Origin of the sequence: Micromonospora sp. ALFpr18c (assembly GCF_008868155.1) — a bacterium.
GTDB lineage: Bacteria > Actinomycetota > Actinomycetes > Mycobacteriales > Micromonosporaceae > Micromonospora.
In genome coordinates this window covers 1-12,651 of the sequence record NZ_WBKR01000185.1, presented here as the reverse complement: position 1 = coordinate 12,651, position 12,651 = coordinate 1, and the positions used below count along the sequence as shown (strand labels likewise).

Here is a 12,651-nt window from a genome sequence, read left to right as displayed (position 1 = left end):
CGCGACCAGCGGCAACCCACACACCATCCCTCAACCCACACCCCTACAACTCCATCTCCTCGAACTCCTCGACATCGACCCACTCGAGTGGTGTTGACAATCAGCCACGTGCGGAATGCAGGGCTAGCCGGCACCGGATGCCGCCGGGAGGTTCGCCCCTCCCGGCGGCATCGTGCCGTGCCGGCCCTCGCCGGCGGCGAACCGGGCCGCGCCGGCCGCCGCGTCGGCGGCCAGCGAGGCCATCCCGTACGCCAGCTCGGTCGCCAGCGCCTCCGGCTCCGGGCGGCCGGCGCCGGCCAGCACCGCCGCCCGGTCGTTGCGCAGGCAGGTCTGCGGATGCCGGGCGATCGCCGCCGCCAGCTCCTCGGCCGCGGCCCGCGCCCGGCCGGGTGGCACCAACCGGTTGACCAACCCCATCGAGTACGCCTCGTCCGCCGGCACCGGACGGCCCGTGAGGATCAGGTCCAGTGCGCGACTCTCGCCGATCAGCCGGGGCAGCCGGACCGTGCCCCCGTCGATCAGGGGTACGCCCCAGCGGCGGCAGAACACCCCCAGCGTCGCGTCGGACTCGGCGACCCGCAGGTCGCACCAGAGCGCCAGCTCCAGCCCGCCGGCCACCGCGTACCCGGAGATCGCCGCGATCACCGGCTTGCTGAGCGTCATCCGGGTCGGACCCATCGGCCCGTCCCCCTCGGGCTCGACGCGGTTACCGCTGGGCGTGCCGATCGCCTTGAGGTCGGCGCCGGCGCAGAACGTGCCGCCCGCCCCCCAGAACACGGCCACCGCCGCGTCCGGGTCGGCGTCGAAGGCCCGGAAGGCGTCCGCGAGCGCCCGGGCCGTCGGCCCGTCAACGGCGTTCCGAGCCTCCGCCCGATCGAGAATGATCGTGGTAACCGGACCTGCGCGCTCCACCCGTACGCTCACCGCTCCAGCATGCCCGCCCACCGACGATTTGTCGTCGGCGACCGGTTTGCTACCGCGTTCGCCGGGAAGTCGGTACTCGTGCGAGCACTTCTGACGAGAGTTGAGCAGGCATCCGGTATGGACCGGGCCGGTGACCGGTTGCAGCGGGCGGTCCTGAGCACGCTGCGTCCGCGACGACTACGGGACCTGCTGCACGGGGTGACGCTGGGCCATCCGCTGCACCCGGCCATGGTGCAGGTGCCGGTGGGCGCCTGGATCAGCGCCGCAGTGCTGGACCTGATGCCCGGGCAGCGCCGTCCCGCCACCGTGCTGGTCGGTCTCGGCACCGTCAGCGCGGTGCCGGCGGCCGTCGCCGGGCTGAACGACTGGGCGGCGCTGTCCCGCGACCAGCGCCGGGTCGGCCTGGTGCACGCCGCCGCGAACACGGTCGGCATCAGCCTCTACGCGGGCTCGCTGGCCGCGCGGCTCTCCGGGCGGTACGGCGTCGGCCGTACCCTCGGCTTCCTCGGGTTGTCCGCGGTGAGCCTCGGGGCCTACATCGGCGGCCACCTGGCGTACAAGCAGGGCGCGCAGGTCAACCAGAGCGTGTCCGAGCTGCACCGGATGAGCGACGGCTGGCACTCCCTGGCGGACATGGCCACCCTGCCGCAACGCACTCTGATCACCCGTGAGGTGGACGACGACATCTCGGTGATCCTCTACCGGCACGGTGACGAGGTCACCGTGATGTTGGAGCGCTGCCCGCACCAGAGCGGACCACTCGGTGAGGGTGAGGTGCAGGAGATCGACGGTCACGCCTGCGTGGTCTGCCCGTGGCACGGCAGCGCGTTCCGGCTCAACGGTGGCGAGGTCATGCAGGGCCCGTCCGGCAACGACCAACAGATCCTGCCCACCCGGATCCAGAACGGCGTGCTCCAGACCCGCCTGCCCTGACCACCATCGGGCCACAGCCCTCGACCGGGCGCGGGGTTACCGAAGACCCCTGCCTCCAGGTCATATTTATGCCTCACAGGTATCGCTCTGCGGGCACCTCGGCACCGAGCCCGCTCGTGGTCACCCGAGCGGCCGGGTCAACGCCGGTGCCTGCCGACCGGCGGGCCGTCCGGCACGGAGTCCAGGCCATGCCCGCCGTCGAGCAGCCCGTCGGGGGTGTCGCCGCCGGTCCCGCTCTCGTCATCGGTCCAGGTTGGCGCCCCGGCGGGTGCGGTCCCACCGAAGGACGCCCCGGCGGGCGCGTTCCCACCGAAGGGCGCCCCGGCGGGCGCCGCGTCACTTGCCGGTGAACCGGTGGCTTCGCTGGCCGCCGCCCGGCTGGCGGCCCACGCTGCCCCGCTGCTCCGAGCCGGGCCGCTGCCCCGAGCCGTGCCGCCCCCGCCCCGAGCCGTGCGGCCAGCGGTGCGAGCCGCGCGGCCCATGGTCGTGCGGGAGGCCGCGGCCAGTCGAGGTGCCGCACCGGCGGTTGCCGGGCGGCGGCGCAGCCCGAGCACCGCGCCGATCTGGGCGCCCACGATGCTCGCCACGGCCAGCACGGCGGAGACCGCGAGCGGTCGGTTCACCCGGTCGGTGGTGCCGGCCCGTGCCGCGCCCACGGTCATCGCTGGCGGTTGACCCGCCGACTCCGTACCGCCGGGTGGTGCCGGATCGACCCGCTCCGGCGCGGTCCGCTCGGGTGCCGGCCGGGGTGCCGGCGGCTTGGGCGGGGTGGGTCGGCTCACCAGCCGGCCGGTCGCATGCGGTCGTTTGCCCTGGTCGGCGGCCTCGGTGGGCAGCCGGAGCAGTTGGCCGGGATGGATCCGGTCCGGGTCGTCCAACCGGTTCAACTCGGCGAGTCGTCGGTAGTCGCCGAACTCGTCCAGATAACGCTCGGCCACCTCACCCAGGTAGTCGCCCCGGGCCACCCGGTACACCTGTGCCGTGGTGTCGGGTGTCGCAGCCGCGCGGGTCGGCGCGGCCACGGTGCTGACCGCCGGGGTGCCCGGCGGGGCGTACGTCGGACCGGCGTAGACCGCGGCGGCGCTGGCGGCGGCCGGGCTGGCGGCGAGGATCAGCGCGACCGAGCCGACCAGCGCGGCGGCGGCCTTCTGCTGGCGGCTCATCCCGGGCAGCTTCGGAGCCGGACGGCGCAGGGTCTGCGCCCCCAACTCGACGAGGACGGAGAAGGCGAACGTGGCCCAGCCGAACCAGCCGGCGAGAGCCAGTGCCCGCAGGAAGAGCTGACCGTCGTCCCGGCTGGTCAGCGCGGTGCCCACCTCGCTGATGGTGGGCAGGTGGTCGGGCAGCGGGTTGCCGGCGAAGGCGATCAACGCGACCGGCGCGCCGGCCAACAGCGCGCAGAGCACGACCAGCGCGCCGACGCCGGTGAGGATGCGTCCGGTCCGCCGTACGACGGACCCACCCGATACGGGCATGGCTGCCTCTCCCTTCCTACGGTCCTGCGGTGATGGCCCGGGCGGTCGCCTCGCCGGTGACGGTGACCGTCCCGGGGAAGCCGATCAGCCCGAGCATCGAGCGCTGGTAGGTGATCGTGACGGTCACCCGGATCAGGGTTTCCCCGCCGACCTGCGGGAAGCTCACGGTGTGGCCGGTGGTGCCGGCGGAGGTCAGGTAGTTGCCGACCGCGACGACGGCCTGTGGTTCGTCGATCCGCTTCGGTCCGCCCTCGATGGCCGTGGCCAGGTCGATGGCCTGACCGCCGGCCCGGGCGGCTTCCGCGGCCAGATTGTTGGCGCGTTGCAGGGTGCGCAGCTGCCCGGCGCCGTCGAAGGAGAGGCCCACGATGGCCAGGACCCCGACCATCGCCACCGCCAGGAAGATGCTCACCCGGCCGTGCTCGGCCGACCACGGTGACGGCGGCGTCCGGGTGGCCGTGGTCACTGCCGGCTCCGGTAGCGGTCCAGCGGGGACGTGAACTTCGCCGTGATCAAGTTGTCGGTCGGCATTCCGGGTAGGACGTCGAGGGAGATGTCCGTGAAGGACACCAGGCAACTGATCTGCACCGTCACCGTGGCATCCACGCCGACCGGGCTGCTGAACGCGTCGTCGAAGCTGGCGGCCGTGCCGGCCACCGAGCCGGTGAACGTCAGGTCCAGGGGGTTGGCGCAGGCCAACCCGGACCAGTCCAGTTGCTTCTCGGCGGCGTTCCGAGCGGCGTCCCGGGCGGTGTCGGCGTTCCGGGAGATCGAGGCGGCGCGGGCCGCGTCGTGCGCGGCGGTCTCGATCGACTCGGCCGCCACCGCGCTGCGACCGGCCACACCGGCCAGCACCATCAGCGCGATGAACGCGGGCGCGAGCACCGCCACCTCGATGGAGACCGAGCCCCGCTCGGCGGTGCGGTTCACGGCTGGGTCACCCTCTCCACGGTGCCGTGGGCGGTCTGCTGCACCGCGAAGTCCACGCCCGGTACGACCGACAGGGATCTACCGGAGACCGTGCAGGTCACCTCGGTGTCCGCGTCGGTGATCACGCAGGTGGGGCCGGGGTTGTCCCAACCGACGAGCCAGCCACCGGCGGTATTCAGAAACTGGGTGGCGCTGGCCACGCCGGCACCGTCCTCGGCCTGCTGCACCCGCTGGGCGTTGACGCCGCTCTGCGCGGCGTTCAACGCGGCGGCGCGGGCCAAGAAGACGGCCGACACCTGCAGCGACGCGAAGAGCAGCACCAGGATCACCGGCATCACCACGGCGAGTTCCACCGGGTTGGCTCCCCGCTCCCGGTCGACGGCCACGAGGCGGTGCCGGGCGGTGACTACCGCCCGGCGCCACCTCGGGTACGCGGCCTGACTCATTCGGGCTACTACGGCGCCGTCGGGTTTCCGAAGGTCGGGATGTTGGTCATCCAGTTGTTGGCCCTGCTCAGGGCCAGGCCGGTGACGACCGTGGCGACGAAGACCAGCCCGAAGATGATCACGGCGGTCGGCACCGGGCTGTCACCGCGCTCGCCGTCGTGGCGCAGCTCGGCCAGGCGCGTCGTCATCACGACGTGCAGATAGCTGAGGATGGACATGGCGTACTCCTTCACGGGGGTGGGGTCAGATGCGGGCGATGAACGGATAGACGACGAAGCCGAGCAGCACGAAGACGAGCAGTGCTCCCGGAATGTCGAGTCGACTGGTCACCCCCTCGGCCCGGGCGAGGTTGTCGGTGCGGATCTGGTCGCGTAGCGAGTCGGCCCGGCTGCGCAGGGTCTCGTGCACCTGTGCGCCCTCGCTGCCTGAGGAGCGCATGATCGCGCCGACGTCGCCCAACTCCGGGATGCCGATCTTGTCGGCGAGTTCGCGCAGCTCGTCCCAGGGAGCGTGCATCTGCATCTGGGCGATCCGCAGTGACTCCTGGATCCGGTCGAACACCCAGCCGTCGCAGACCGCCGCCGCCCGCTCCAACGACTGGACCGGCCCGTGCGCGGCGGAGAGCTGCAACGCGACCAGGTCCAGGTAGGTGCAGACGGCCTGGCGGAACTCGTCGCGGGCGGCATCGGCCTTGGTCAGCACGGCCCGGTGGGCCAGCAGGCCGCCCATCAGCGCCAGGCCGAGGCTGCCCAGCACCGGTACGACCAGCGGGAACGAGATACCGAACGCCAACAGCGCCACCCCGAGCAGGGTCGGCGTGGCCAACCCGATCAGCGCGGACAGCAGCACCGACAGCGCGTACTGCTCGGGGGTCTGACCGATCAGGGCGAGCTGCCGGTGCGGCGGCCGCAACCAGCGGGACAGCCCGGTCAACCAGTCCAGCCGCCGGGACGCGGGAGTCGGAACCCGTCCGGTACCCGCCGGCTGGTGCAGTCGGCGCAGCGCCGGCCCGAGCGCCGGAGTCGCCGGCACCAACTCCCGGATCACCAGGAACAGGCCCAGTCCGATCCCGGCACCGCCGCACACCGCGATGGCCAGCTGCCAGTTGACGATCATCACGCGATCACCTCGCGCGGATCCGGCGCCGGCAGGAACCGGGCCGGGCGCTGCGGCTGGCTCATCGACCGCACCCAGGCCAGCAGGCTGATGAACGCGGCACCGAGCGCGGCCATCACCACCTGGCCGACCGGGGTGCCGTACGGCTTGATGTACTCGGTGTTGATCAGCCCGTACGCCAGGGTGGCCAGCGTCATTCCGGTGAGGAAGCGGACCGCGAACCGCGGCTGGGTGCGTTTGGCCTCGATCTCCCGACGGGTCGCCACCTCGGCCGCGGCCGCGCCGGCGATCGAGCCGAGCACGTCACCGAGCCGCTCGCCACGGTCGCTGAGGTGCAGGATCAGGGCCGCGACCACCTGGTCGCAGACCGGGTCGCCGATCTCGTCGGCGAACGCCAGCAGCGCGGAGCGCGCCATCCAGCCGGCCTGCAGACGCGAGGCGAGCAACCGGACCTCGTCCTCGATGCCGGGCGGAACGCTGCCGATCGTCCCGATGATCGACTGTTGGAGGCCCTGCCCGGTGCCGGAGACGTCCTTGAGTCGGCGGGTCCATTCGCCGACCGCCTCGATCCGGGCGATCGCCCGCTGCTCGGCCTTGCCCACCCCGAACAGCCACGGGGCGCCGGGCACCGCGACGGCGACCAGCAGGCCCACCACCGGCAGCCCGGTCAGCAGGAAGGCCAGCGCTCCGGCGACCACCGCGGCGAGCAGGAGCACCTGGTAGGCGCGCCGCTCGGCGGGTGTGCTGCCGGAGCCCCGCCACAGCCGGCTCGGGCCCGACCCGGCACCCGGCGCCGGCCCCGCGGGCTTGCGGGTGCCGACCAGTGCCACGACGGCCAACAGCAGCCCCGCCACACACGCGGCCCCGGAGATCACCGCGATCAACTCCAGGCTGTCGGTCATCACGTCACCGCCGGGCCAGTCGGGTCTGCCGAGCCCGACGCCAGGCACCCGTGCCGGCGTCGATCCACCGGGTCAGCAGCCGGGCGTCGTAGCCCACCCGCAGCAACTGGTCGCGAACGCGTTCCGGCAGGTGCCGGGGGACCGCGCGACCGTCCGGGCCGGGCCCGAAGACGGAGGTGGTGGTGATCCGGCCACCCTCGCCGGCTCCGATGATCTCCTCCACGTGCGAAACGAACCGGTGTTTGCGCCCGCCGATGGCGGTCTCGTCCTCGACGGTGACGTAGACGATCAGGTCGAGGGCGTTGCCGGCCATCCGGCGGGCCTGGTCGACGGTCATCTCGCGGCCGTGCGCCAACGCCAGCTCGACGATCCGTTCACCCACGCCGGCGGCCGAGCGGGCGTGGATCGTGCACATCGAACCCCGGCTGGTGGTCATCGCCTGGAGCATCGGCACGATCTCCCGGGACCGCACCTCACCCACGATGATCCGCAGCACGCCCATCCGCAGCGAGAGCGGGATCAGGTCGGCGATGGTCACCTCGCCGGCCGGGCGACCGTCGAAGCCGCGTTCGCCGTGCCCCTCGCGGGCCTCGAAGCTCATCACGGCCCGGTGCCGCTCGCGGCGGCGGGCGGGCAGCAGCTCCCGGCTCTCCTCCAGCAGCACGTACGGCTCGTCCGGCGGGATCTCGTTCATCAACGCCCGGATGATCGTGGTCTTACCGGCGCCGGCGAGACCGGCGACCATGATGTTCAGCCCGGCGCGCATCGCCGCGCGGAGGAAGTCGCGCAGCAGCGGATCGATCATCTCGTCCAGATCACCCCGGGCGCCGGCCACGTCGTCCAGGCTCACGTCCAGCGTATTGTGCTTGCGGATCACCGCGTACGGGCGGTGGCTGACCAGGAACACCGCGGCCAAGCGGCTGCCGTCGGGCAGTTGCAGGTCGAGGGTGGGCTTCACGGTGGACAGGGACCGCTCGGTCGCGCCCGCCCGGCGGGCCGCCGCCTGGAGGATCTCCACCAGTTCGGCGTCGCTGTCGGCGATCGGTTCGGCCCAGTCCACCCCGCCGCCGTGCCGGGTGATGCGCACCTGGTCGCAGCCGAGGATGTGCACCTCCTCGATCGTGTCGTCGACCAGCAGGGTCTGTAGCCGGCCGAGGCCGACCAGTTCGGCGGTCACCTGGTCGAGCAGCAGGCGTTCCTCGTCGGCGGCCATCGGGGTGCCGGCCCGGCGGACCGCGTCGGCGTACTCGGCGACCACCGTGACGGCGAGGCGTGCCCGCTCGGTGTCCTCCTCGTCGACGGTGAATTCCCGGCCGCGCTGCCACAGGGTGAGCCGTTCGGTGAGTTCCCGCCGCAGCTCCCGGACGACCTGGAAGTCCATCCGGGGGCGGAGTGGCTGCTCCGGCCTCGGCGGGCCGGGTGTGGGTGCGGGTGGTGGCACCGCCTGGGACTGGTGGTGGCGGCCGTTCGGCGTGGGCAGCGGAGGTGCGATGGAGGTGGCGCCCGGCGGCTGCCGGCGCGGGTCGGCGGAGACCGGCTCAAACCGCATCCGGCACCCCCTGCTGCACGGGCCAGGCAAGTCGTGCCTGCCGGCGTTCCAGCAGCGCGCCGATCGGCACCTCCAGCGCGGCCGCCGCGCGCAGCAGCGGCCGTCCGGATCGCACGGTCCCACCGAGGCCGAGCACCCCGGCGGTACGCGGGTCGTGCGGCAGCCGGGCGATCACCGGCAGTTTCATCGCGCGGCTGATCTCGGCCCGACCGTGCCCGTCGCCGACCAGCAGCAGCCGCAGGGTGCCCGGCGGTACCCGATGCTCGGCGAAGTCCCGTTCGATGGCGGTGACCACCGCCCGCGTCCCGGAGAGGTCGGGCAGGTTGGCGCGGGTCACCAGCAGCACCACCGAGGCGGCGCGCAGCAGCGGCCACGGCGGGCCGGCGACGTGCAGCCGGCCACAGTCGACGAGGACGTCGTAGCCGGGGTTGCCGCGGTCCAGGGCGTTGAAGTAGTCGGCGAAGCGCTGCCACAGCGGGGTGACACTGCCGGCCTGCGTCGGGTCGACGAGCCCGGGCAGCAGCAGCCGTTCGCGGCGAGGTGCGTCCAGGTCGACCAGTTGGGACCAGAACGCGGTCTCCAGGTTGCCGTCGCGCAGCTCCCCGACGGTTAGCTCGCCGATGCCGCGCGGCCCGTCCAACTGGCCACCGAGGTAGCCGGCGAGAATCGACCCGCCGGACGGGTCACATTCGGCGAGCACCAGCCGCCGGTGCCAGGTCAGCGCGCAGGCCAGCGCCGAGGTGGTGACGCCGGGCGAACCCTTCGCGGACACCAGCGCGACGATCGCCATGCTCAGGCCGCCTCGGTCAGCACGACGGCGATGCGCTTCTGTGCGGCGAGCGCCACCACCGCGGGCACGTCCCGGACGGGCAACGCGAGGTACACGACCTGGTCGTCGTTGGCCTGGTTCACCATGTCGATCACACTGGCCGTGAACCGGGTGCCCGTGGCGGCCGCATCGCCGTTGGCGTTGCTGTCCGGGGTGCTGACCAGCAGAACCTTGTCTCCGGGGTGCAGTTTGCGGGCCGGCACCTGCGCGGTCTTCAGGCCGAGCGCGATCTGCTGCTGCCCGGGGCCGAGCAGCGGATCGTCGGTGATCTGGGACAGCGTGAGCAGAGTGCCCGGCACCAGCGCCACGGCGGCCCTCTTGCCGACCACCTCGTCGAGCCGGCCGGCGGGCACCGGCCGCAGCCCCTGCCCTCCGGCGACCTGCACGGTGATCAGGTCGGCGGTGCTGATCTCCCGGCCCACCTCCACCGGCCGGGCCACCGCCAGGTAGCTGCCGGTGGCGCGGACCGAGGTGACCGCGAAGGCCGCGCCCAACCCGCCCAGGGCGATCAGGAGTACGGCCAGACCGAGCAGCCCGGGGCGGACCCGGCGCTGCCGGACCACCTTGGGTGGGGTGACCGGCGCGTCCACCGACCCGGTTCCGTTGCGAGTCGCGAGGCTCATCTGGTGACCACCTGGAGTTCGTTGATCTGGATCGGCACGGTGCCGCTGGTCCGGGTCTGCGGGATCTGCCCGGTCGTCTCGCCGTCGCCGGTCCACCAGCGCACCGTCCAGTGCGTGGTGGCGCCGACGCGGTACGTGCCGGCCTTCGAATAGCCCGTGTGGAAGCCGCAGTCCGGGGAGGGTTTGCCGGCGTAACTGCCCTTCGCGTCGTACGGGGTGCCGGCGGTGGTGCAGGTGACCGTGTCCTTCTTGTTGCCCATGTCCCAGACGATCCGGTCGACCTTCGCCTCGATGGAGACGGTCAGGCCACGGTCGGACGCGGACGCGCGCAACGGGCCGAAGTAGCTGGCGCTCGGGGTCGCCCACATCCAGACCGGCAGGCCGACCAGGCCGGGGCCGACGTCCTTGCGGGGCGCGACTCTCAGGCGCGCCGGGAGCAGCTTGATCGACGCGAGGGCGCGGCGAGCCAGCTCCTCCGGGTCGGGCGGTGCGCCGTAGCCGGGCGGCGGCCCGTCCCGCAGCTCCTCGCGCTGGCTGCCCTGGTCACCGCCGTTGCAGGTCAACAGGTACCACTGCTGGCCCTCGGGGGTGTTGGCCGGTTGCGGCTCCTCCAGCTTGTAGTAGCAGCCGTCGCCGTTGTTGAACCAGCCCAGCACATCGTGGTAGCAGGGAACAGTCTGCCCGGCCCACTGGCAGACACCGCCGCCGCCGGGGTGCCGGGCTCGTCGTCCCAGACGCTGCAGTCGGGCTGGTCGGGCGGGCAGCCCGCCCCCGGGTCCGCGCGGCGGGCGGCGGCGGCCGGCAGCGTCCCGCCGACCACCAGCAGCAGCGCGAGGCCGATCCCGGCGAGCGCCCGGCGGGGCGTCCCGACCCGGGGGGTACGGGCCGGGGCGCCCCTTCCTCCCCGGGTCAGCACGGCTGGTCCCGGTGCGTCGTACCGGAGTTGATCAGCCATCGACCGTCCGGGTAGCGGGTGGCGGTGGCGGTGGAGAGGTGCTTGCCGCCGCCACTGCCCGGGACCACCCGCATGTCCTTGGCGTAGACCAGCCGGTAGGCCGTCGTGTCCAGGCAGTCCTGGATGTCCACGGTGGCCGGGGTCGCGTCCAGGCTGACCGCCGTGACGGTCGGGTCGGACTTCACCGTCCCGGTACGCATAGCGCCGTGCTCCTTGGCCTCGTGAATGGACAACCGGACCCGGGTGAGAAGTGGATCAGCGAGGAACCGGGACAGTTCCGGCGCGCGCGGATCGCTGCGTCCGCTCGCCGTGCGGGAGGCCGCGAGATAACCGGAGTACGCGTCCAGTGCCGCCTTTTCGGCGGCTTGCCGTTCGACCTCCGGGTCGGTCTGCTGCCCCTCTTCCCGGGCCGCCGTCGGCCTTTCGACGGCGTCCCGTCCGCTGGCGCAGGCCGTGGCCGGCACCGCCGCCACGACCGCCAGCAGGCAGATTGCCGCTCGCCTGAGCTGCCGTCCGCGCACCGTCGAGCCTCCTCGTGGTCGCCTGGCGCGGTGACGGGTCACCGCCGCCGGACATGCGGAAGCGCGCCCGGATCAGCACATCCGGAGCTGTTCATTGCGCTTCTGCATTCACCGTTACGGATCTTCTACAAATGCAAGGTCCCGTGTCGTCCAGTTGTTGTAGTGAGGCTTGCGTCACACTCAAGGGGCGAGCATAAGCTGACGGTCGCCGATGCAACAGAGGCAATTCAAGTGAACACTCTCCGTGATGGCAGGTGGTGGTGACCGGTGTCCGTGCTGCACCCCCGACAGTGGCCGAATGATCGGCCGACGATGATCGGGCGTGGCCGGGTCGGACCGAGTCCCAGCGACGCGTCCGCCGGTCCCGGGAGTGGGACATCGCGGCGTCATCCCGGCATCCGGCTGGGCCTCGCCGGCCACGACGTTGCCGCGCGGGCCACCGCGACAGCCGTCCCGGAACCAGCCCGGGAGGCCCTCCGGGGCACCGCGGCGCAGGTCGCTTTCTGCGCCATCCGCTACACCAGAGCGATCCCTCAGTCACGATCCGTGTTCATGTTGCGGGAGGGCACCTGCCGATCGGGACGGCCGACATGGCACTGACCGGCCCCCCGGCAGCCGTTCCCGGGCAGGAGGACCCAACCGATCGGAGTCGACGGCGGGCACGAACGGCGCGGCTCGGCCCGGTCGCGGGTCATCTCCGGCTCCCGACCGTGCTCCCTACTGTGCTCGCGATCGTGGCGGTCAGCCCGCTGCTGCGGTTGGCCGCCGTGCGGCACGCCGTACCGTCGGGCACCGCCAACCGCACCGGCTGCGGCGCCTGCGGCGCGCCGATCGGCCTGACCCGGCCCTGGCCCGCGCTCGGTCCGACCGCTCGGTGCGGTCGCTGCCGGGCCCGGGTCGGCCCGCCGGCAGCCACCATCGAGCTGGCCGTGCTCGGCGCGGTCGTTCTGCTGCTGTCGGTCGGACCACCGGTCGGGCCGCTGTGGGCGCTGGCCTGGTGGCTCGGCTGGACCATCCCGGCGGTCGTCGTCGACCTGGCCGTGCACCGTCTGCCGGACCGTCTCACCCTGCCGGCAGCCGCCGGGACCTGGCTGTTGCTCGGCCTGGCCGTGCTCGGCGAAGCCACGCTGGGGTCTTGGCTGCGTGCCATCGCCGCCGGCACGGGGTTGGCGTTGCTCTTCGCCGCGAGCACGCTGCTGCTCGGTCGCCGCGGCTTCGGGCTGGGCGACGCCAAACTGGCGCTCAGTGTGGGGGCGCTGCTCGGTTGGTACGGCTGGCCGGTCCTGCTGCTCGGGATGCTGCTCGCGTTCGGGCTGTCCGCGCTGGTCAGCGTAGGACTGCTGGCGGCCCGACGGGCCCGCTGGAGCACCCACCTGCCGTTCGGCCCGTTCCTGCTCCTCGGCACGGCAGCCGCCCGCCTGCTGGCAACCTGACCCGACCCCGACCCC

At 72.9% G+C, this 12,651-nt stretch carries 13 protein-coding genes and 2 pseudogenes; 2 read left to right on the top strand and 13 right to left on the bottom strand.

The genetic code is table 11. The features are described 5' to 3' along the window. Positions 1 to 123: 123 nt before the first annotated feature. Positions 124 to 924, bottom strand: a complete 801-nt coding sequence (locus F8271_RS25315; RefSeq protein WP_151492330.1) for a crotonase/enoyl-CoA hydratase family protein — start codon at positions 922 to 924, stop codon at positions 124 to 126. A 78-nt stretch (positions 925 to 1,002) separates the two neighbouring features. On the opposite strand from F8271_RS25315, the gene F8271_RS25310 reads away from it, so the two are divergent. After that, complete coding sequence (locus F8271_RS25310) at positions 1,003 to 1,857, top strand: Rieske 2Fe-2S domain-containing protein (protein WP_151492329.1); 855 nt, start codon at positions 1,003 to 1,005, stop codon at positions 1,855 to 1,857. Positions 1,858 to 2,309: 452 nt separating this feature from the next. On the opposite strand, the pseudogene F8271_RS25305 reads toward F8271_RS25310, so the two are convergent. The 12 genes and pseudogenes from F8271_RS25305 to F8271_RS25250 form a co-directional block, all read right to left on the bottom strand. Further along, positions 2,310 to 3,332: pseudogene (locus F8271_RS25305) on the bottom strand (LysM peptidoglycan-binding domain-containing protein); the annotation flags it as partial. A 16-nt stretch (positions 3,333 to 3,348) separates the two neighbouring features. Further along, complete coding sequence (locus tag F8271_RS25300) at positions 3,349 to 3,720, bottom strand: hypothetical protein (RefSeq protein WP_225854745.1); 372 nt, start codon at positions 3,718 to 3,720, stop codon at positions 3,349 to 3,351. A gap of 74 nt (positions 3,721 to 3,794) precedes the next feature. Then, positions 3,795 to 4,340 carry a TadE/TadG family type IV pilus assembly protein gene (locus tag F8271_RS25295; protein WP_370461966.1) on the bottom strand — a complete coding sequence of 182 codons (546 nt, stop codon included), beginning with the start codon at positions 4,338 to 4,340 and terminating at the stop codon, positions 3,795 to 3,797. Then, positions 4,259 to 4,708, bottom strand: coding sequence for a TadE/TadG family type IV pilus assembly protein (locus tag F8271_RS25290; RefSeq protein ID WP_151492325.1), 450 nt, complete (start codon positions 4,706 to 4,708; stop codon positions 4,259 to 4,261). Before F8271_RS25290 ends, F8271_RS25295 begins: the two co-directional genes overlap by 82 nt. A gap of 8 nt (positions 4,709 to 4,716) precedes the next feature. Then, the gene (locus F8271_RS25285; RefSeq protein ID WP_151492324.1) at positions 4,717 to 4,926 is read right to left on the bottom strand and encodes a hypothetical protein; all 210 of its coding nucleotides are present in this window, start codon (positions 4,924 to 4,926) and stop codon (positions 4,717 to 4,719) included. A gap of 25 nt (positions 4,927 to 4,951) precedes the next feature. Beyond that, positions 4,952 to 5,821: a type II secretion system F family protein gene (locus tag F8271_RS25280; protein WP_370461965.1), complete on the bottom strand. Its 870-nt coding sequence runs from the start codon at positions 5,819 to 5,821 to the stop codon at positions 4,952 to 4,954. Between the two features lie 2 nt (positions 5,822 to 5,823). Continuing rightward, positions 5,824 to 6,726, bottom strand: a complete 903-nt coding sequence (locus tag F8271_RS25275) for a type II secretion system F family protein (protein ID WP_151492323.1) — start codon at positions 6,724 to 6,726, stop codon at positions 5,824 to 5,826. Between the two features lie 4 nt (positions 6,727 to 6,730). After that, the gene (locus F8271_RS25270) at positions 6,731 to 8,275 is read right to left on the bottom strand and encodes a CpaF family protein (protein WP_151492322.1); all 1,545 of its coding nucleotides are present in this window, start codon (positions 8,273 to 8,275) and stop codon (positions 6,731 to 6,733) included. Then, a complete protein-coding gene (locus tag F8271_RS25265) occupies positions 8,265 to 9,065 on the bottom strand; it encodes a ParA family protein (RefSeq protein ID WP_151492321.1) in 801 nt (266 codons plus the stop codon). Before F8271_RS25265 ends, F8271_RS25270 begins: the two co-directional genes overlap by 11 nt. Before the next feature lie 2 nt (positions 9,066 to 9,067). Next, on the bottom strand, positions 9,068 to 9,727 hold the full coding sequence (locus tag F8271_RS25260) for an SAF domain-containing protein (protein ID WP_151492320.1): 660 nt from the start codon (positions 9,725 to 9,727) through the stop codon (positions 9,068 to 9,070). Then, positions 9,724 to 10,682: pseudogene (locus F8271_RS25255) on the bottom strand (hypothetical protein). The gene F8271_RS25260 and the pseudogene F8271_RS25255 overlap by 4 nt, the downstream one beginning before the upstream one ends. Then, positions 10,637 to 11,203 (bottom strand): hypothetical protein, encoded by a 567-nt coding sequence (locus F8271_RS25250; RefSeq protein ID WP_151492319.1) that lies wholly within the window; start codon positions 11,201 to 11,203, stop codon positions 10,637 to 10,639. The pseudogene F8271_RS25255 and the gene F8271_RS25250 overlap by 46 nt, the downstream one beginning before the upstream one ends. Positions 11,204 to 11,913: 710 nt before the next feature. Here F8271_RS25250 and F8271_RS25245 point away from each other — a divergent pair. Continuing rightward, a complete protein-coding gene (locus F8271_RS25245) occupies positions 11,914 to 12,636 on the top strand; it encodes an A24 family peptidase (protein WP_225854744.1) in 723 nt (240 codons plus the stop codon). Positions 12,637 to 12,651 lie beyond the last annotated feature (15 nt).

Bases quoted from the DNA above. Each gene is read 5' to 3' on its own strand.
- F8271_RS25285 (WP_151492324.1), bottom strand. From the start codon at position 4,926: ATGTCCATCCTCAGCTATCTGCACGTCGTGATGACGACGCGCCTGGCC.
- F8271_RS25300 (WP_225854745.1), bottom strand. From the start codon at position 3,720: ATGGTCGGGGTCCTGGCCATCGTGGGCCTCTCCTTCGACGGCGCCGGG.
- F8271_RS25290 (WP_151492325.1), bottom strand. From the start codon at position 4,708: ATGAGTCAGGCCGCGTACCCGAGGTGGCGCCGGGCGGTAGTCACCGCC.
- F8271_RS25260 (WP_151492320.1), bottom strand. From the start codon at position 9,727: ATGAGCCTCGCGACTCGCAACGGAACCGGGTCGGTGGACGCGCCGGTC.
- F8271_RS25270 (WP_151492322.1), bottom strand. From the start codon at position 8,275: ATGCGGTTTGAGCCGGTCTCCGCCGACCCGCGCCGGCAGCCGCCGGGC.
- F8271_RS25275 (WP_151492323.1), bottom strand. From the start codon at position 6,726: ATGACCGACAGCCTGGAGTTGATCGCGGTGATCTCCGGGGCCGCGTGT.
- F8271_RS25265 (WP_151492321.1), bottom strand. From the start codon at position 9,065: ATGGCGATCGTCGCGCTGGTGTCCGCGAAGGGTTCGCCCGGCGTCACC.